Source organism: Microbispora sitophila (assembly GCF_014892245.1).
In the GTDB taxonomy this organism is placed as follows: domain Bacteria; phylum Actinomycetota; class Actinomycetes; order Streptosporangiales; family Streptosporangiaceae; genus Microbispora; species Microbispora siamensis.
In genome coordinates this window covers 1-18,000 of record NZ_JADBGC010000054.1, presented here as the reverse complement: position 1 = coordinate 18,000, position 18,000 = coordinate 1, and the positions used below count along the sequence as shown (strand labels likewise).

General features: G+C 70.5%; 15 protein-coding genes and 1 pseudogene. 14 read left to right on the top strand and 2 right to left on the bottom strand.

Annotated features, from left to right (window positions below):
* Positions 1 to 596: 596 nt before the first annotated feature.
* Positions 597 to 1,370 carry an IclR family transcriptional regulator gene (locus IL992_RS44945; protein ID WP_193209402.1) on the bottom strand — a complete coding sequence of 258 codons (774 nt, stop codon included), beginning with the start codon at positions 1,368 to 1,370 and terminating at the stop codon, positions 597 to 599.
* A gap of 126 nt (positions 1,371 to 1,496) precedes the next feature.
* Here IL992_RS44945 and IL992_RS44940 point away from each other — a divergent pair, with 126 nt between their 5' ends.
* The 13 genes from IL992_RS44940 (at position 1,497) to IL992_RS44880 (ending at position 15,515) form a co-directional block, all read left to right on the top strand.
* Positions 1,497 to 2,471, top strand: a complete 975-nt coding sequence (locus IL992_RS44940) for an ABC transporter substrate-binding protein (protein ID WP_193209401.1) — start codon at positions 1,497 to 1,499, stop codon at positions 2,469 to 2,471.
* Positions 2,464 to 3,453 (top strand): ABC transporter substrate-binding protein, encoded by a 990-nt coding sequence (locus tag IL992_RS44935; RefSeq protein WP_193209400.1) that lies wholly within the window; start codon positions 2,464 to 2,466, stop codon positions 3,451 to 3,453. The genes IL992_RS44940 and IL992_RS44935 overlap by 8 nt, the downstream gene beginning before the upstream one ends.
* Positions 3,450 to 4,271, top strand: coding sequence for an ABC transporter permease (locus tag IL992_RS44930; protein WP_193209399.1), 822 nt, complete (start codon positions 3,450 to 3,452; stop codon positions 4,269 to 4,271). Before IL992_RS44935 ends, IL992_RS44930 begins: the two co-directional genes overlap by 4 nt.
* Positions 4,272 to 4,279: 8 nt before the next feature.
* The gene (locus IL992_RS44925; RefSeq protein WP_193209398.1) at positions 4,280 to 5,020 is read left to right on the top strand and encodes an ABC transporter ATP-binding protein; all 741 of its coding nucleotides are present in this window, start codon (positions 4,280 to 4,282) and stop codon (positions 5,018 to 5,020) included.
* A complete protein-coding gene (locus tag IL992_RS44920) occupies positions 5,017 to 6,546 on the top strand; it encodes a zinc-binding metallopeptidase family protein (RefSeq protein WP_193209397.1) in 1,530 nt (509 codons plus the stop codon). The genes IL992_RS44925 and IL992_RS44920 overlap by 4 nt, the downstream gene beginning before the upstream one ends.
* A gap of 1 nt (position 6,547) precedes the next feature.
* Positions 6,548 to 7,369, top strand: coding sequence for an LLM class flavin-dependent oxidoreductase (locus IL992_RS44915; protein ID WP_193209396.1), 822 nt, complete (start codon positions 6,548 to 6,550; stop codon positions 7,367 to 7,369).
* On the top strand, positions 7,359 to 8,459 hold the full coding sequence (locus tag IL992_RS44910) for an LLM class flavin-dependent oxidoreductase (protein ID WP_193209395.1): 1,101 nt from the start codon (positions 7,359 to 7,361) through the stop codon (positions 8,457 to 8,459). The genes IL992_RS44915 and IL992_RS44910 overlap by 11 nt, the downstream gene beginning before the upstream one ends.
* Positions 8,456 to 9,337, top strand: coding sequence for an ABC transporter substrate-binding protein (locus IL992_RS44905; RefSeq protein ID WP_193209394.1), 882 nt, complete (start codon positions 8,456 to 8,458; stop codon positions 9,335 to 9,337). Before IL992_RS44910 ends, IL992_RS44905 begins: the two co-directional genes overlap by 4 nt.
* A gap of 62 nt (positions 9,338 to 9,399) precedes the next feature.
* Complete coding sequence (locus tag IL992_RS44900; RefSeq protein WP_193209393.1) at positions 9,400 to 10,449, top strand: LLM class flavin-dependent oxidoreductase; 1,050 nt, start codon at positions 9,400 to 9,402, stop codon at positions 10,447 to 10,449.
* Between the two features lie 277 nt (positions 10,450 to 10,726).
* Positions 10,727 to 11,824: an LLM class flavin-dependent oxidoreductase gene (locus IL992_RS44895; protein WP_193209392.1), complete on the top strand. Its 1,098-nt coding sequence runs from the start codon at positions 10,727 to 10,729 to the stop codon at positions 11,822 to 11,824.
* A gap of 12 nt (positions 11,825 to 11,836) precedes the next feature.
* A complete protein-coding gene (locus IL992_RS44890) occupies positions 11,837 to 13,246 on the top strand; it encodes an NtaA/DmoA family FMN-dependent monooxygenase (protein WP_193209391.1) in 1,410 nt (469 codons plus the stop codon).
* A 747-nt stretch (positions 13,247 to 13,993) separates the two neighbouring features.
* Complete coding sequence (locus IL992_RS44885) at positions 13,994 to 14,464, top strand: hypothetical protein (RefSeq protein WP_193209390.1); 471 nt, start codon at positions 13,994 to 13,996, stop codon at positions 14,462 to 14,464.
* Positions 14,465 to 14,981: 517 nt separating this feature from the next.
* Positions 14,982 to 15,515: a YrhB domain-containing protein gene (locus IL992_RS44880; RefSeq protein ID WP_193209389.1), complete on the top strand. Its 534-nt coding sequence runs from the start codon at positions 14,982 to 14,984 to the stop codon at positions 15,513 to 15,515.
* 82 nt (positions 15,516 to 15,597) lie between these two features.
* On the opposite strand, the gene IL992_RS44875 is transcribed toward IL992_RS44880, so the two are convergent.
* Positions 15,598 to 16,155 (bottom strand): DUF3592 domain-containing protein, encoded by a 558-nt coding sequence (locus IL992_RS44875; RefSeq protein ID WP_193209388.1) that lies wholly within the window; start codon positions 16,153 to 16,155, stop codon positions 15,598 to 15,600.
* A gap of 572 nt (positions 16,156 to 16,727) precedes the next feature.
* On the opposite strand from IL992_RS44875, the pseudogene IL992_RS49235 reads away from it, so the two are divergent.
* Positions 16,728 to 17,321 (top strand): annotated as a pseudogene (locus IL992_RS49235) (integrase core domain-containing protein); the annotation flags it as partial.
* Positions 17,322 to 18,000 lie beyond the last annotated feature (679 nt).

The following is an 18,000-nucleotide window of genomic DNA, read 5'->3' as shown; positions in this document are numbered from 1 at the left end:
TCTGCTCGGCCCGGTGCAGCCGGCGGATCTCCGCCCAGTCCTCCACCTTGATCACCCTCCACAGTGACAGCAGAGGGGTCAGATTTCCGCCGTCGTCTGGGGGTCAGTTTTCACGCGTCGTCGACAGAGGGCACGCAGACGCGGCCCGGACCACAGTTGACTGCCGCACACGGCGATCCGGGACTGCACGTACCGGGCGCTTGCCCGGTTGCCGGGGTGGCGATGGCCGCCCGTGCCGGTGGAATTGCCGGCAAATCGTCCGCCCAGGCGCTGGCCATGGCGGCTGGTGATGCCGCTATGGCCATGCTCGTCATCAGGATCAGTTTTCGCAGCATTTCTCCCCCAGCGGTGGTGATCGCTTCTACCTCTCGCGATGCTCGCACCGGCCGCGCCCGCTAACGGCAAAATGGCTCTCGGCACGTTGCATGACTTGCCGAAAGCCAGACAACCGACGCATGCCACGCTGGGGGTCAACCGAACCACACCGGGTTTGATGAAGGCGGGTCAGCGGAGTTGGGGTGGGGCATGGCCGGGTCGAGCGTCCAGTGCCAGGCCGGCGAACCACAACCGGTTCGGTCGCGGGGGGGTGAACCGCCTCATTCGGAGGTGCGCAACCGGCGCTCGGCGGGCGGGATCAGCAGCACTTCCAGCGCGCGGGCGCAGGCTCGCGCGTGCGCGACGAACCAGTCGATCCGCGCGTCGCTCATGACCAGCGGCGTGGAGCGCACGGCCAGCGCGTAACGCACGTGGCCCTGCCTGTCGAGCACCGGCACCGCGACCGTGCGGATGCCGTCGCCCGACTCCCCGTCGTTGAGCGCGTACCCGGCCTCGCGCACGCGGTCCAGCTCGGCGCGCAGCTCGCCGTGGTCCACGATCGTACGGCCGGTCAGCGCCCGCAGGGGCCCGAGCGCCTCCAGGTCCGCCCTGCCCTCCGGGTCCCAGGCCAGCAGGACCTTGCCCAACGCCGTGGAGTGCAACGGGCGGCGCAGGCCGATGCCGCTGTCGGGGTTGAGCGAGCCGCCGCTCAGGATGACCGCGTGCCTGCCGTTGCGGACGGCCAGGTCCACGGTGGCGGAGGTGATCCGGGCCAGCTCGGCCAGTTCGGGCGCGATGCGGTGCAAGCCGCGCCGATGGAAGGAGAGCTGCCCCAGCTCGGTGATCGACGGCCCGAGCCGGTATTGGCCCGTGCGCGCCTCCTGCTCCAGGAAGCCCGCGACGGTCAGCGTCCTGGCCAGGCGGTGCGTGGTCGAGGTGGACAGCCCCATCCTGCGCGAGAGGTCGGACAGGCTGAGCGAGGCGTCCCCGCCGCCGAAGCAGTCGAGCATGCCGATCGCCCTGCGCACGGACTGCACGCCGCTTTCTGCTGCCATACGGGAAACCCCGTCTTCCGAGTAGGGAGAGTGGAGACCAGGTGAGAGCCGGTTCTGCCGAGAATGCTTCCCGCATCGCGGGACAATCTTTGCATTCCCTACCAAGTTACTAGCAAAATCCCCTCCATGACCACAGCCGCGCTCGACACCATCTGGTTCACCCGCTGTCCTGTGCCCACCGCGACGGGCATCGCGGCCGATCAGGGCTGGCTGGCCGGAGAGTTCGCCGCCGACGGGATCGAGGTCCGGTCCCTGCAGGACGACGGCCCGGGCGTCCCTCGCGAGACGCACTACACCCATGCCCTGACCGGTCTGTTCCGCGAAGGCGGCAACGTGCCCGCGCTCTGGGCGCGCTCGCGCGGTGAGGCCACCCGGCTGATCGGGCTCACCTGGATCGAGGAGCGGCAGGCCATCCTGGTCCGCGCCGGCAGCACCCTGGAGCACCCCGCGCAGCTCAAGGGCCTGCGCCTGGCCGTGCCCCGGCACCGCATCGCGATCGATTTCTGGCGGGCCATGGCCCTGCGCGGCTTCCATGGGGCGCTGGGGCTGGCCGGGCTCGGCCTCGGCGACGCCGAGCCGGTGGATGTCGAGGCCGCGCCCGGCGGCGGCCAATGGGAGGCCGAACTGGCCGCGCTGGCCACCGGCGAGGTGGACGCGGTCTATGTCAAGGGCGCACTCGCCGTCGAAGCCGCCCTGCGCCATGGCGCGGAGGTCGGCATCGACCTCGACGCCGTGCCGGACCGGCGAGCGCGGGTGAACAACGGCACCCCGCGGCCGATCACCGTGCACCAGCGCCTGCTCGACGACCACCCCGACGTGGTCACCCGCTTCCTCCGCGTCCTGCTGCGGGCGGCCGACTGGGCCGCCGATCACCCGGCGGAGGTCGCCAGGATCCTCGGCGCCGAGACCGGTGCGGGCGCGACCGGCGTGGCCGCCGCCTACGTCCCCGGCGCCTCGCTCCACCTGGACCTGTCGCCCGAACGCCTCGACCTGCTGGCCGAGCAGGAGCAGTTCCTGCGCGCCCACCGCTTCCTCGAATCGCCCGTGGACGTCGCGGCCTGGGCCGACCACACCCCGCTCCAAGGAGTCACCCATGCGTAAGCTGCTGCTCGCCGTCCCTCTCATCCTCCTGGCCGCGGCCTGTGGCGGTGGCACCGGCGCCACCACAGGCCAGGAGCAAGTGATCGTCCGGATCTCGGACCCGGGCAACAGCGGTTTCCTGGCCGCCGCGAAGAAGGACGGCAGCCTGGACGCCGCCCTGGCCAAGGTCAACGCCAAGGTCAAGTGGGCCGGCGACTTCTCCGTCTTCGCCCCCGCCGCCCAGGCCATCAACGCCGGTTCGCTCGACATCGCGACCGGTTCGATCACCTCCGGCGTCACCGCGCTGGCCGTGAAGCCCAGCTTCAAGATCTTCGCCACGGTGCCGCCCGACCTCGCCGGCGAGGGGATCGTGGTCAAGAACGGCTCGCCGATCAAGTCGGTCGCGGACCTGGCCGGGCGCAGCGTGGCCGTCGGGCACGGCGGCACCAGCGAGTACCTGCTGCTCAAGGCGCTGCAGACGTTCAACGTACCGGTGGACAAGGTCAAGCGCGTCTACCTGAGCCCGCCGCAGACCGCCCCCGTCTTCGGCTCGGGCAAGGTGGACGCCTGGTCGACGTTCTCCACCTTCCTCATCCCCGCCGTCACCGACCTGGACGCCCGGATCCTGGCCGACGGCGAGGCCATCAAGTCGGACAACTACGTGATCTACGTGGCCGCCAACAAGCTGCTCGACGAGCATCCCGAGGTGGTCAAGGCCCTGTTCGAGTTCATCAAGGAGGGCAGCGCGAAGGAGATCGCCGACCCGGCGGCGTACCTGAACGTCTTCACCCAGGCGGGCCCGCAGGCCGTGCAGGGCAAGCAGAAGGACCTGGTGGTCGACATCCAGAAGAAGGGCAAGCCCGCCCAGGCGGTCACCGCCACCGAGATCGCGAAATATCAGGAGGTCGCGAAGTTCTTCCTCGACCAGAAGGTGCTCACCACGCCGCTGGACGTCTCCCAGCACGTCGTGGACGTGACGAAGCTCGGGGACGCGAAGCAATGAGCGCCGCAGTGCAGGGGCTCGTCGCCCCGAACCCGCCCCGTGCCGCCGGACGCGCGCCCGCGCTGACGTTCGCGCTGCGGGCCGTCGGCCCCGTCCTGCTGCTGGCGGCCTGGTACGCGGCCACCGCCTCCGGCGCCCTCACCAAGGACGTGCTCGCCGGCCCCCAAGACGTCGTCAAGACCTTCGGCGAGCTGTGGGCCGACGGCCAGCTCCCGGAGGCGCTGCGCGTCTCCGTCACCCGGGCCGGCCTCGGCCTGGTGCTGGGCGCCTCCACCGGCCTGCTGCTCGGCGTCGTCTCCGGTTTCACCCGGCTCGGCGAGGAGCTCGTGGACTCCTCGATGCAGGCGCTGCGCGCCATCCCCTTCCTGGCGCTGACCTCGCTGTTCGTCGTCTGGTTCGGGATCGAGGAGGCCTCCAAGATCCTTCTGATCGGCGTGGCCTGCACCTTCCCCATGTACGTCAACGTCTCCAGCGGCGTACGCAATGTGGACCGCAAGGTCGTCGAGGCGGCTCGCTCGTTCGGCCTCGGCCGGCTCGCGATCGCGCGCGAGGTCGTGCTGCCGGGGGCGCTGCCGTCGGTCTTCGCCGGGCTGCGCCTGGCCACCACGCTCAGTGTGATCGCGCTGATCGCGGCCGAGGAGATCAACGTGACGGCCGGGCTCGGCTACCTGATGGCCCGGGCCACCGATTACCTGCGTACCGACATCCTGGCGCTGTGCGTGCTGCTGTACGCGGTGATCGGGCTGCTGGCCGACCTGGCGCTGCGGCTGATCGAACGGGTGACGATGCCCTGGCGCGGGGCGGTGAGCATCCGATGAGCCCAGAGATGGGCGCAGAATCGGCGGGCCTCGCCGTACGGACCAGAGCGCTGCGCAAGGTCTTCGGCGAGCGCGCAGTGCTCGACGGGGTGGATCTGGACGTGCGCCGCGGCGAGTTCCTCGCGCTGCTCGGCGCGAGTGGCACGGGGAAGACCACGCTGCTGCGCATCCTCGCCGGACTGGACGCCGCCACCAGCGGAACCGTGCTCGTGCCCCCGGTGCGCACGGTCGTCTTCCAGGAGCCGCGGCTCATCCCCTCCAAGCGCGCGCTCGCGAACGTCATCCTCGGACAGGGCCGCTCCGCCCGCGCCAAGGGGCTCGCGGCTCTGGCGGAGGTGGGCCTGAGCCGGCACGCCGACGCCTGGCCCGCGACGCTCTCCGGCGGCGAGGCCCAGCGGGTGGCGCTGGCCAGGGCCCTGGTGCGCGAGCCGGAGCTGCTCCTGCTGGACGAGCCGTTCGCCGCGCTCGACGCGCTCACCCGCCTGCACATGCAGGACCTGATCGCCGAGTTGTGCGCCCGGCACCGCCCCGCCGTGGTGCTGGTCACCCACGACGTCGAGGAGGCGATCCTGCTCGCCGACCGGATCGCGGTCCTGCGCGAGGGCAGGTTCGTCACGGACCTGCGGGTGGGCCTCGACCGTCCGCGCGACAGGACGGACCCCGTCTTCGTCGAACTGCGCCGCCGCCTGCTCGCCGACCTCGGCGTCGACACCCACGCGGGCACGCCGCGCGAGGAGGTGGCACGGTGACCGCGCCGACCCCGCCCGCGCCCCGCGCACCGAGAGCCGTGACCGCGCCGGTCCGGCCTGCGCGCAGGACACCGGGCACCGTGGCGACCGCGTGGATCGACGAGAACGCGCCCGTACTGACCGGGCTCGCGGACCGGATCTGGGCCTACGCCGAGCCGTCGCTGCGCGAATGGCGCTCCGCGCTGGCCACCGCCGAGTTGCTGCGTGCGCACGGCTTCACGATCTCGTGGGGCACCGCCGGTCTGCCGGCCGCCTTCGTCGCCACCTCCGGTGACAGCGGCCCCGTGCTCGGCTTCAACGTCGAGTACGACGCGCTGCCCGGCCTTTCCCAGCGGGCGGGCGTTCCTCGCCACGAGCCCACCGTGTTCGAGGGCGACGAGTACGCCCCGGCGTACGGTCACGGCCACGGGTGCGGCCACAACGCCCTGGCGGCGGCGTCGACCGGCGCGGCCATCGCCGCCGCCAGGGCCCTGCGCGGCCGGGCGACGATCAGGGTGTTCGCCTCCACGGGCGAGGAGCAGCTCATCGGCAAGGCGTACGCGGTGCGCGACGGCGCGTACGACGGCCTCGACGCCTTCCTCGACTGGCATCCCGCTCCCGTCACCGGGACGGGCTGGGAGGTCACCAGCGCGCTGTACTCGGCCACGTTCTCCTTCCTCGGCTCGCCCGGCCACGGCTCGAACCCGCTGGGCACCCGCAGCGGCCTGGACGGGGTGCTCCTGCTGACCGGCATGATCGAGCGGCTGCGCGCGGGCAACGTCTCCCCGTCGGGCCGGATCGGCTACGCCATCGGCGGCGGCGGCGCCCCCAACGTCACACCCGACCTGCAGACGTTGTGGGTCTACGTCCGCGAGGCCACCCACGAGCGGGCCAGGACCCTCTATGACAAGGTCGTGGCCTGCGCCGCGGCCGCCGCCGTCGCCAGCCAGACCCGGCTCGAACACCGGCTGGTGACGGCGATCAGAGAGGGGCTCGGCAACCGGGCGGGCGCGGAGCTGCTGCACCACACGATGAGCGAGCTCGGTCCGCCCGCGTTCACCGACGCCGACCACGAGTTCGCGGTGCGGCTGCAGGAGGCGATCGGCAGACCGGGTTCCGGCCTGGCGGCAGGGGTTCTCCCCCTGCGCCCGCCCGCCGAGCCGGATCTGGGCGGGCCGTCCAGCGACACGTCGGAGGTGAGCTGGACGGCGCCGCACCTCAGCCTGACCGCGGCGGTGGTTCCGATCGGCGTGCCGCTGCACTCGTGGGCGGCCACGGCCGCGACCGGCACCGCGATCGCACACGCCGGGCTGCTGGCCGCCGCCCGTTACCTGGCCTCGGCGGCCGTCACGCTGGTGGAGCAGCCCGAGACGCTGGCGGCGGTCCGGCAGGAGTTCGCCGCCCGTGAGCGAGGGCCGGCGCCGCTGCCCGCGACGGCGCAGCCGCCGTACCACGTGCCGCCGCCCACGTTCCTCGAAGAGACGGGGCAGTCGGCACGCCCGGTCAGGACGCCGCCCGTTTCCGCCGAACTCCTAGGAAAGATCTGACATGACCGTCCTGTCCCCCGAAACGGCCCCGCGCGGCGGCGGCCGCGCGGCGGCCCGCTTCCACATCGTCCTCCCCACCAGGAGCACCGCCGCGCCGGAGCTGCCCGCGTTCGTCACCGACGTGCGGCCCGCCCTGACCGATCCGGCCGGACGGACCGCCGTGGCCGCGGACCTGGCAGGGCTGGCGGGGGCGCTGGTGCCGTTCGACCCCGGCGGGCAGGAGTCCCTGACCGTCGCCGCGAACGTCTTGCGCCGTACGCGGCACCTGCGCGTGGTCGCCGGGTTCCACACCGCGGCCGCCACCCCCGTCTACGCGGCCAAGCTCTCGGCCTCGCTGCAGCGCTTCGCCGCCGGCCGGCTGGGCTGGCGGCTCGCGGTGGACCTGGATCCGGCCGCGGCCAGGGCGCAGGGCGACTTCCTGACCGGCCCCGACCGCTATGCCCGTGCCGGCGAGTTCCTGACCGTCGCCAAGGGCGTCTGGCACGGCGGCCCGTTCGAGTTCCGGGGCGACTTCTACGAGGTCGCCGCGGGCGGCTTCGGCCCGCCACTGTCGGCGCCGCCCTTCCCCGAGGTGCAACTCTCCGGCACCTCTCCCGAGGCCCTCGCTCTGTCGCGGCGGCACGCGGACGTGCACGTCTTCGCCGAGGGCGACGACCTGGACTCCCTCCTCCCCGAGCTGCCGGGCCTGCGCTACGGCGTCCACCTGGCCTCGCTGGACCACGTGGAGGAGTACGCCGGGCGGGGCGTCACCGAGTTCTTCCTCCAGACCGAGGACGTCTACCACCTCGGCGAGCACGTGAAGGAGCGCACCGTTGCCGGTTGACATCTACTGGCGCATCCATATGGAGGGCGACCAGCCGTCGCTGCGCCGCAGGGTCCGCAGCCGGGGCGGATTCGCGCTCAACGGCACCGCCCCAGGCATTCGGGACGGCCGGGACGACGGCTACACGCACGCCGACTACATGGCCGAGGTCGCGCGGGCGGCCGAGGAGTCCGGCTTCGTCGGCGGACTGCTGCCAAGCTTCCCGCACACCGACGACCCGTGGGCCGCCGCCGCGACGCTGGCCCGCGAGACCACGTCGTACCGCTTCATGGTGGCCTTCCAGCCCGGTTTCCTGCACCCGGTGCAGGCGGCCCGAATGACGGCCACACTGCAACGGGCGACCGGCGGCCGGATCGTCTACAACGTCATCTCCGGCGGCGGTGGTCCTGCGCAGCTCTGGTGGGGCGACAAGGTGGACCACGACGACCGCTACGCGCGGACTTCGGAGTTCCTGGACGTGCTCAAGGGCGTCTGGCAGGGCGGGTACACCCATCACGGCCGCTTCTACCAGGTGGAGGACGCGGGGCTGCCGGAAGAGCTGGCCGGGCAGCCGTTCCCGGAGATCTTCTTCTCCGGCTCCTCCCCCGCCGCCATCGACGCCGCAGGCCGGCACGCCGACTACTACCTGTCGTGGCTGGAGCCGTTCGACGCGCTGGCGGAGAAGTTCGACGCCGTTCGCGCGCACAGCGCCACGCCGCCCCGGTTCGCCGTGCGCGTGGACGTGCTGGCCCGTGAAAGCGAGGAGGAGGCGTGGGAGGAGATCCGGCAGGGCTGGGAGGCCAGGCCGCGCGGCGACGACTCCGGCGGGGGCGACTCCGTCGGCGTGCGGCGCAGCCGCTCCTTCCTCACCGAGGCCGGTGACGATCCCCGCACCCTGGAGATCGCCCCCAACGTGTGGGGCGGGTTCAGCCAGTTGCGCGACGGCCCCGCCTTCGGCCTGGTCGGCGACTACCACCAGGTCGCCGAACGCCTCGACCGGCTCCTGGACCTCGGCGTGGACGCATTCATCCTGGCCGGGATTCCCCATCTCGAAGAGGCCCGCCGCGTGGGCCGCCATGTACTGCCGCTACTGAAAGGACGCACCTCATGACCACCCGAGTCGGCTTCTTCCCGCAGAACAACACCTTGTGGGTGGCCCGCCACCGCGACCTGCTGCCCGGCGTGGAGTGGGTGGACCTGAACGCGCTGGGCCGGGGCGCACCGGTCGATCCCACCAGGGCGCTCCCGTCCGCGCACGGCGACCATCTGTTCGACGGCGGGTACGACTTCATCGGCACCGGCTCCACTCCCCCGGTCACCGCCCAGGCCAAGGGTCACGACATCGTGTACGTGGCGATCTCGGAGCCGCGCGTCGAGAACGGCCGCCTGGTGGTGCGGGACGACTCGCCGATCGGGTCCGTGGCGGAGCTGAAGGGCAAGCGGGTGGCACTCGGGCACGGCTCGTGGCAGACCACGCTGCTGCTGCTGGCCCTGGAGCGCGCCGGGCTCGGGTGGGGCGACATCGTCCCTGTGGACGCCTACGGCAACGCCGCCGAACTGCTGGTGAACGGCGACGTGGACGCCTGGGTGGGCTCCTACCCGTACCTTACGCCGGTCGAGTCGCGCACGAGGACGCTCGTGGAGACCGACGGCCTGTTCAGCCACCGCTCGCTCTGGTTCACCCGCCGCGACTTCGCCCGGGAGCGGGCCGACGAGCTGGCCAGGATCGTCACCGCGCTCCAGGAGGCCGACCGCTGGACCGCGGAGCACCCGCGCGAGGCGGCCACCCTGTTCGACGGGGACCTCGACGCCTGGGAGCACGCGCTGCGCACCCGCCCCTGGGGCCTGCACCCGGTCAGCGAGGAGTTCGTCACCGAGCAGCAGCACGCCGCCGACCTCTTCCACGCCAACGGGCTGATCCAGAAGAAGATCTCGGTCGCGGACGCCGTACTTCCCGAGATCGGCGAGCTGGTGCTGCGGACCCGCTGAACCCCGGCAATTATTTCCCGTCATTCCTGGTTGGCTTCAATCAAGGAGAAGGAGGGACCACCGTGCCGCTGCCCACGCGACCACTGCGCAAGCTGGGTTTCCTGACCATCGGGCTGTTCGACGGGGACGACCCGCGCCCGGGACACGAGTCGACGCTGCAGATCATCGAGCTGGGCGAGCGACTCGGCTTCGACAGCGCGTGGGTGCGGCACCGCCATCTGCAGTACGGCATCTCCTCCCCGGTCGCCGTCCTGGCGGCGGCCTCCCAGCGCACCACCCGCATCGAACTGGGGACGGCGGTCATCCCCCTCGGCTGGGAGAACCCGCTGCGGCTCGCCGAAGACCTGGCCACGGTGGACGTCCTGTCCGGGGGCCGGCTCAACCCGGGCGTCAGCGTCGGGCCGCCGCTTCATTACGACCAGGTCAAGGACGCGCTCCACCCCGGCACCGCCGACCTGGAGGACTTCAGCCACGAACGGGTGCGCCGGCTGCTGTCCTTCGTACGCGGCGAGCCGGTCACCGGCTTCAGCGGCACCGAGGGGTTCGAGGTCTTCTCCGACCGGGTCCAGCCCCACTCGCCCGGCCTGGGCGCCCGCATGTGGTACGGCGGCGGCAGCCTCCGCTCGGCCCGATGGGCGGGCGAACACGGCATGAACTTCCTGACCAGCAGTGTCGTCAAGGCGGAGGAGTCGGAGAACTTCGCCGAGATCCAGCTCTCCCACGTACGGGAGTTCCGCGCCCACCACCCCGACGGCCAAGCGGCCCGTGTCTCCCAGGGCCTGGTCGTCATCCCCACGGACACGGCCACGCCGGAGCAGCGGGCCAAGTACAAGGAGTACGCCGACAAGCGCGCGCCCCGCACCGCCACGCCGCAGGGACCGGCCCGCATGATGTTCGCGCCCGACCTCGTCGGCAGCTCCGCCGAAATCGCCGAGCGACTGTACGCGCACGCCGCCTTCCGGGAGATCGACGAGGTCGCGTTCGCGCTGCCGTTCACCTTCGACCACGAGGACTACGTGCAGATCCTCACCGACATCGCCACGAGGCTGGGGCCCGAGCTCGGCTGGCGGCCCGCGACAGGGTCAGGCGGTGAGGAAGCGGCGTTCGGCTAGGCGCTCGTCGAGGCGTTCGAGCGCGGCGATGGTCTCGCCGCGCAGTTCCTCCCGCGAGCTTGCGCACGATGGCCGAGCGGTGTGCCGCAGGGCCGGGGGAGGCCGGTGCCTGCCGTGCGGAATTGTCGGCGGGGAGGGTCATGGCATGTCCTCCGAAAAAGATCGCCTGTACGGGAACAGATCCATCTTCCAGTGTATTCCTACCAGTAAAGCGGCTAATTGCGTGGTGGAAGGGCCGCGGAGGAAAACCGTACGGAGAAAAGAGGATGAGCCGACCATGACCGACCGTCGCCTGTTGCTCGCCATCGATCTGGACGGAGACGGCGCCCATCCGGCCGCCTGGCGCCACAGCGGCCATCCGCCGGCGTACACGCTGACGGCCGCCGCGCTGCGGCGGGTCGTCACCGAAGCGGAGGCGGCGGGCTTCGCGCTCGCCACCTTCGCCGACACCCCGCTCCCGGCCGGCCCTGCGCCGGACGACGCCGGGCGGCTGGAGGCGGGCGCCCGGGCCGCGTTCGCCGCCCTTCTGACCAGCGGCATCGGGCTCGCCCCCACGCTGCACACGACCACGACGGAACCGTTCCACCTGGCCACGCAGCTGGCGAGCCTGGATCACGCCAGCAGGGGCCGGGCGGCCTGGGTGGTCGGCGCGGCCGACGGGGACGACGCTCTCGCCACCATCGGGGCGCAGGCGCTCACGGAAGAGGCCGCGCGGCGTGAGGCGGCCGACGTCGTCGAGGTGGCGCGCCTGCTGTGGGACTCCTGGGAGGACGACGCGGTGATCAGGAATGTGGCCACCGGCCGCTACCTCGACTCCGACCGCGTGCATCACGTCAACTACACCGGGACGAGCTTCACCATCTCGGGGCCTCTCATCACGCCGCGCCCACCGCAGGGACAGGTCGTCGTGCTCGCCCCGGCCGGCCTGGAGCTCGACGCCTTGGCCGACGTGGTGCTCGTGAGCGAGACCGGCGTCGGGGCGCTCGCCCGTCGGGCGCAGCAGGCCAAGGACGCGGGCGCGGCGCTCGCGTTCGCCGAGATCGAGATCGTGCTCGACGCCGCCGAGCCGGCGGCGCGGCGGCTCGCCGCCCTGGACGCGGCGACGCTGTGGCCGGACTCGGGACGCCTGCGCTACGCCGGACCGGCCGGCGGGCTCGTGGAGCTGCTGCGCTCGCTCCCCTCGGCCGTCGACGGGGTTCGCCTGCACCCCGCCGTCCTCGCCGCCGACCTGCCGGTGCTCACCGGGGAAGTGCTGCCCGCGCTCGCCGCGGCGGGCCTGCATGCGCCGCCCGCGCCCGGAGCCACGCTCCGCACGACGCTGGGCCTGCCCCATCCCGCCAACCGCTTCGCCGCCGTCGCGAGCGCGACCGCCTGAAGGGACGACGCCATGACCTCCCCCAGCCCGACCGGCGCCCCCTACGACCCGCACGCCCAGGTGCACCTCGGCGTGTTCTATCCCGGGGTCGGCCCACAGCTCATCTGGACGGGCCCGGACGCCGCGCCCCACACCGCGATCGAGACCTTCGTCCACGTCGCACAGCTCCTGGAGCGCGGGCTCTTCGACGCCTTCTTCCTCGGCGAAGGGCTGCGCGTCCGGGAGAACCGCGGCCGCGTGCACGACCTGGACGTCGCCGGCCGTCCCGACGCGATCACCCAGCTCTCCGCCCTCGCCCCGGTGACCGAGCGGATCGGCCTGGTCGCCACCCAGAACACGACCTACAACTTCCCCGCGGACCTCGCCCGCCGCCTGGCGAGCCTGGACCTCCTGTCCGGCGGACGGGCCGGCTGGAACATCGTCACCACCGACAACGCCTGGACGGGCGCGAACTTCCGTCACGGCGGCTGGCTCCCTCATGAGCGGCGCTACGAGCGGGCCACGCAGTTCGTGGAGGCGGCCAAGGAACTGTGGGCGTCCTGGGCGCCGGACGCGATCGCCGAATCAGGTGAGGAGCTGTCCTGGGCACGGCCCGGAACGATCCGCGAGGTGGAACGCGACACCGACCTGGTACGGCTGCGCGCCCGCGCCACCGTTCCGGCCAGCCCCCAGGGACGGCCGGTGCTGTTCCAGGCGGGCGACTCCGACGGCGGCCGCGAACTGGCGGCCCGCCACGCCGACGTGGTGTTCTCGGCCAACACCGACTACGACAAGGCCGTCGCCTACGCCGCCGATCTGCGCGCCCGGCTGGCCCGCCACGGCCGCTCGCCGGACTCGCTGCGCATCCTGCCCGGCGCCTCGGTGATCCTCGGCGACACTCCGGAGGAGGCCAGGGAGCGCGCCGAGTGGGTGCATGCGGAGCAGCTCTCGCCACCCCGGGCGATCGCGTTCCTGGAGCAGTACTGGGACACCGACCTGTCGGACTACGACCCGCACGGCCCGCTGCCCGACATCGAGCCGAGCCAGGCCGAGCTGGACCCCTCTCGCGGCACGCTCCCCATCGAGCGGCGCACCGGCAAGCTCGCCACCATCGCCCGGTGGCGGGAGCAGGCCGCGGCGGAGAAGCTGTCGATCCTCCAGCTCGTGCGCCGGGTGACGCCGCGCGAGCGCGCCTTCGTCGGCACCGCGTCGCAGGTCGCCGACGAATGGGTGCGGTATGTGCGTACGCGCGCGGTGGACGGGTTCAACATCAGTCCGCACCTGCTCCCCTCCTCCCTGGAGGACATCGTGAACAAGCTGGTTCCGGAGTTGCAGGAGAGGGGCGCCTATCGAACCGAGTACACCGGGACGACGTTGCGCGAGCACCTCGACCTGCCCGTAGCGTCTGAAGGGTCAGGCGTGGCGAGCCATTTCGCCGGTTGAGCTCAGCAGGATGACATGACCTTCACCGTCGTACGGCCGGCTACCGCGCGAGGTGGCCGGCCACCTCGCGCGCGTAGGTCTCGATGCCGCGGATGAACGTGGATTTGCCGTGGCAGCACGAGCAGCCCCACCCGGCCACGGTCGACAGGAACGTAACGAGTAGTCGCCGCTGCCGGACGGGGTGAACATCTCGCCAAGGACGTAGCCACCGTCCTGCCCGCCGGCGACTGTGGTGACGTTGCCGGGCGCTGACGTCGGCCCGATACCGATGTGGCGCTTTTGCCGGAGACAAGGCGATAGGGATTTTACTGACTTTGCTCAGATATCCGGGCGCGCCTGTCATTCGGGGTACAACGCGGGCGCGACCTTACCGACGTGGGGCGGCGCGTTCATCGCCCGCGCCTGTTACTTCAGGCCAACGGGTCTGATCGCCTGCGGCTACAGCCCATGGCAGTACGTGTAGCAGATCTATCCCTGCATACCGCGTAATTCGCCAGCTGTCGGCCACGCCTGACCTCCAGGGCCACGGTGAACTGGGCGTAGCCGATCGGGGGTTCGGTCACCTGGAGATCGGAGAACACCAATGTGATGTCGTGTCCACCGGTCGCTCGGCATGGCAATTCCTGATTCCGGGAAACAGAATTCCCCAGAAATCGGTGCCGGGCGGCTCCAAGCCGGTTGCAAGCCTCTTCCAAGGAGAATGCGGAAATGTAGGCCGTGACCGATCGGACGAGAAAAGGGGAAACCATGCTCGTGCGTTCCAAGTCCGGCTTTCTTCTTTCGCTGGCAGGCCTTCTCGGGTCGCTGGCACTCGCCGGCGCAACCCCGGCGAACGCCGCCGTGGCCGAAGCCGGTCTCGGCCTTACCCTCTACGTCTGGGACGTGGACGAGGAGGGAACCTGGAGCAACGGCGACGAAGTCTTCATCAGCGTCGTGCACAACGGATACACCCAGCGCCTCGCCCCGACCGACGGCACTATCGACGTAAACGAATCCGACGAGGGCCGGCAGGTCGCAATCCCGTCCGCGAATGCCCTCAAGTTTCCGCTGGGCGACAAAGTGACGATCCAGGTATGGGAGGACGACATCTCAGGGGACGATCTCCTCGCAGAGGCCAGAGACGTCCCCGTCGAGTGCAACCGCCCCTTCAGCGGAGTAACCGAAATCACCAAGCGGAAGTATTACAACTACTCGTTCGACGGCAAGATCGTCTGCTAGTCCGGCTTCACGCTCGTGAGGATCCGCGGGTGGTGAGAGCGCGGGACCTCGACGACATCCTCACCCTGTACGGCACGCGCATTTCACGGCGATGACATGGTCACGCGCGAGGCGACGGGAAACCGAGAGCCCGCGCCGCGTCGGCGGGCCCCCACTGGCCCGTCGGCGCGGGCTCTCGGCCGATACGGCCCGGGGATGGAGGTCCTCGCCATGCCGAGGCGCCCTGGCTGTCCCTCGGCAGATAGACCGACGCAAGGTGCCCTTACTTCCACTGGAAGTGATTGAGCGCCGCTCTGACCTGCGGCAACCCTGAGGACCACCCTGATGACCTGCAATGGTTGTCTCGGTGGTTCTCGTCGTTTCGCCGCCGATCTTGATGTCATGTGCCCTCGTTGCGCCCTCCCAGATCGAGAGGACGAGCACGGCACGTCTCGCTTGTAGGCCGGGTTCGTCTCGCGGCGGATCTCCGAGGGCGCGTGCGACGGGTCTCAGTTGCGCCGTGGTGGATGATGAGCTCGTGGTCACCAAGGAGCGCGCCAGCAAACTGGTCGAAGCCCTGCTGTCGCGTGAGCGGCAAGAGTCGCCATGGATGCCGGAACTCGCTGTCCTTGCCGTGGAGGAACACTCCCTCGGCTGGCTGGTCGTCTGGCAGTCGGTGGAGTACATCCGCAGCCGTGACTCCGAGAAGATGCTGGTGGGCCATGGCCCTTACCTGGTAGACCGACATGACGAGAGCATCCACCACATCCCCGTCACCACGTACCTCCAGGAGGACTGGGAGGAGCTGTACCTTCTCCAGGTCAAGGGCGTTCGGCCGCCCGATCCGCTGCTCGCAAGTGTTCGAGAGCTCCTTCACTCCGAGGGAACCACGGCCGCGATACGTCACCTGCGCAAGCAGGCCCCTCGGCTGGGACCGCGAGAGGCAAAGGCCTATGTCACGGCCGTACGGGATGGTGCTGACCCTCCGGAGGAACTCGTGTGCCTCACCCGAAAGCAAGAGACGTGTCCGCCGTTGGCCATCGAGACACTTTCCGGACCGACTCGGCAATGATCCGGTTGAGCATCCCCGAGTCCACGCACTAACCCCCAGGACGTTCTCTCCGTGCAGGGTCTGGCGGTCTCATGGTTGTCACTCACGTCTTGCGGTCATCTGAGCTATCGCTTTGACGTGAGCGTCCGTTGTGTCGTCGGCCATTCAGTGGGCGAAGGGGCCGCACTGCCATCACGTTGATCCCTGCCGCTATAAGGCAAATCACGCTGATCAATGCCGCGACCGAGATCCAGACATGGGGTACCGGCCACGTGGGCAGGCCGCTCCACGGAACGACTTCCGCCCGGCCGACATCGGTTGGGTCGTACGCCACCTTGATCGTGTCGCCAGCTTTCGAGAATACGCAGGTCGCGGCCAACCCTGCGCCGCAGGAGCCTAGAGGAATCAGGTTAACGATCTCCATGTTGTTCGCCGTGTAGCGCACCCGGCCATTAATCGTGACGGACGCCTGTCCGTCCTGGCGATAGATCGGTGCGCCCCGCAGTACCTCCTGGACCGTGCCGGTCGTGACGGCGGCGCGGCGGGCGAACGAGGTTTGGCCGGCGTACAGCCAGATTGACAGTGCGAGCAGCGGAAGGCCAATGCCGAGTAATGGGAGCACGTGACGCCGGAAGTATCCGGCGGGAAACCAGGTGGCCATGCTGTGACAACGCGGGCGCCAACGGAGAAGTTCACGGCGACTGTCCGCTTCTTCCATTCCCGGGCGACCCGGCAGACAGGCGGCGGCCGAGTCCGCGTGTAGGCCGGGTTCTGATCATGGCGTGTCTCTGACCTGGGGCTGCTCTCCGAAACCGGGGCTGAGCTGGAGTTTCATGGTCTAGCAGTTTCCAACAGTTTTGGAGATCTCTCGCGCTGCACCGGAACAGAGACGGGAACAGGGCCGCACCCTCTCGCCAACGCCTGGCACGATAGCGAAGTGGCGAACTTCACCGACCTCATCTTTGCGCGGAAATGGATGAGCTCGCCGAGCCGGATTATCCCGATGCGCTCACTCTCGTTCGAGTGGAAGGGACAAGCCGACCGGAGGAGATTGAGCGCCGCCTTGGCCAAACCAGCTTGACCCTGATCCGCCGGTCCACTCGGGACGAGCCTGACCGAGGCAAGTGAATAGGAGTGCAACTCGCGGACGCTTCCGCCAGCAGTCGGGTCCCCGTCCACCCCGTTTGCCGTCGACCCACCGCGGAGCGGCAGCGGGCCGGCGACGGAGGGGCGGTGCCGTCGCGGATGGGGGTGTATCGGGCGCTGGTGCGCGATGGCCTGATCCAGCCCGGGACGGGTCGTCGCAAGCAGATCTTCCGCCGCTGGCAGCGGGACGCGCCGATGGAGCTGTGGCAGATGGACATCGTCGGCGGGGTGTTCTTGACCGACGGTCGCGAGGTCAAGGTCGTGACCGGCGTCGATGACCACTCCCGCTACTGCGTGATCGCCAAGGCGGTGCTGCGGGCCACCGGACGGGCGGTCTGCCTGGCCTTTGTCGAGGCGCTGGGCAGGTTCGGGGCGCCGGGTGAGGTGCTCACCGATAACGGCAAGCAGTTCACCGCGCGGTTCGGGCACGGCGGTGAGGTGCTGTTCGACCGCATCTGCCGCGACAACGGCATCACCCACCGGCTCACCCAGCCGCGCTCGCCGACCACAACCGGGAAGGTGGAGCGGTTTCATCAGAGCCTGCGCCGGGAGTTACTCGACGACGCCGGCCCGTTTGAGGATCTGGCCGCGGTGCAGGCCGCGTTGGATGCCTGGGTGGTCGACTACAACACCGTCCGGCCGCATCAAGGCCTGGACATGGCCTGCCCGGCTGGGCGATTCATCCCGGTCCCGGAGGCCGAGCGGGAACTGCTGCCGCTGCGGGTGCCGCCGATCCTGACCGGGGCGCCGCAGCACTCATCTGCCGCCGCTGAGCCGCCTGCTGAGGTCGCCAGCCCCAGGCACCAGGAGCCGCCCGCCGCGGTCGGGCAGGCGGAACCGGCCCCGGTGCCTGCTGTGTGGCAGGGCGGGCCCATCGAGTTCGAGCGGGTGGTGCCGCCCAGCGGCCACCTCGGCGTGGCGGGCAAGCAGTTCTGGCTCGGCACCTTTCGCGCCGGGCAGGTGCTCACCTTCTGGGCCGATACGGATGTGATCCATCTGCTGGCCGGTGGGGTGCGGCTCAAGAGCCTGCGCTCGCATCTGTCGACGGTGTACCTGGCCGCTTTGTTCGCACGCGGCGGCCGCGTCGCCGGGCCGTCCCCGCTGCCGCGCTCGAGGTCGAGCGGACGGTGCAGCAGCACCTTGCCGAGGCGCTGCCGCGCCGCTGGGCTCAAGTTCAAGGCGTTGCTCACCAGGCACGGATGCTTCAATTCGTCGTGGGCCGGACGCGGAGCTGCTAGGCCGTGTCTTCAATGTGATCTAGGTGTTGGATCATGACTTGGCGTGATTCGCCGGTACGAGTTGACCGATGAAGAGTGGGAGAAGCTGCAGGTTCTTCTCCCCTCCGGGCGGATGGGCCGTC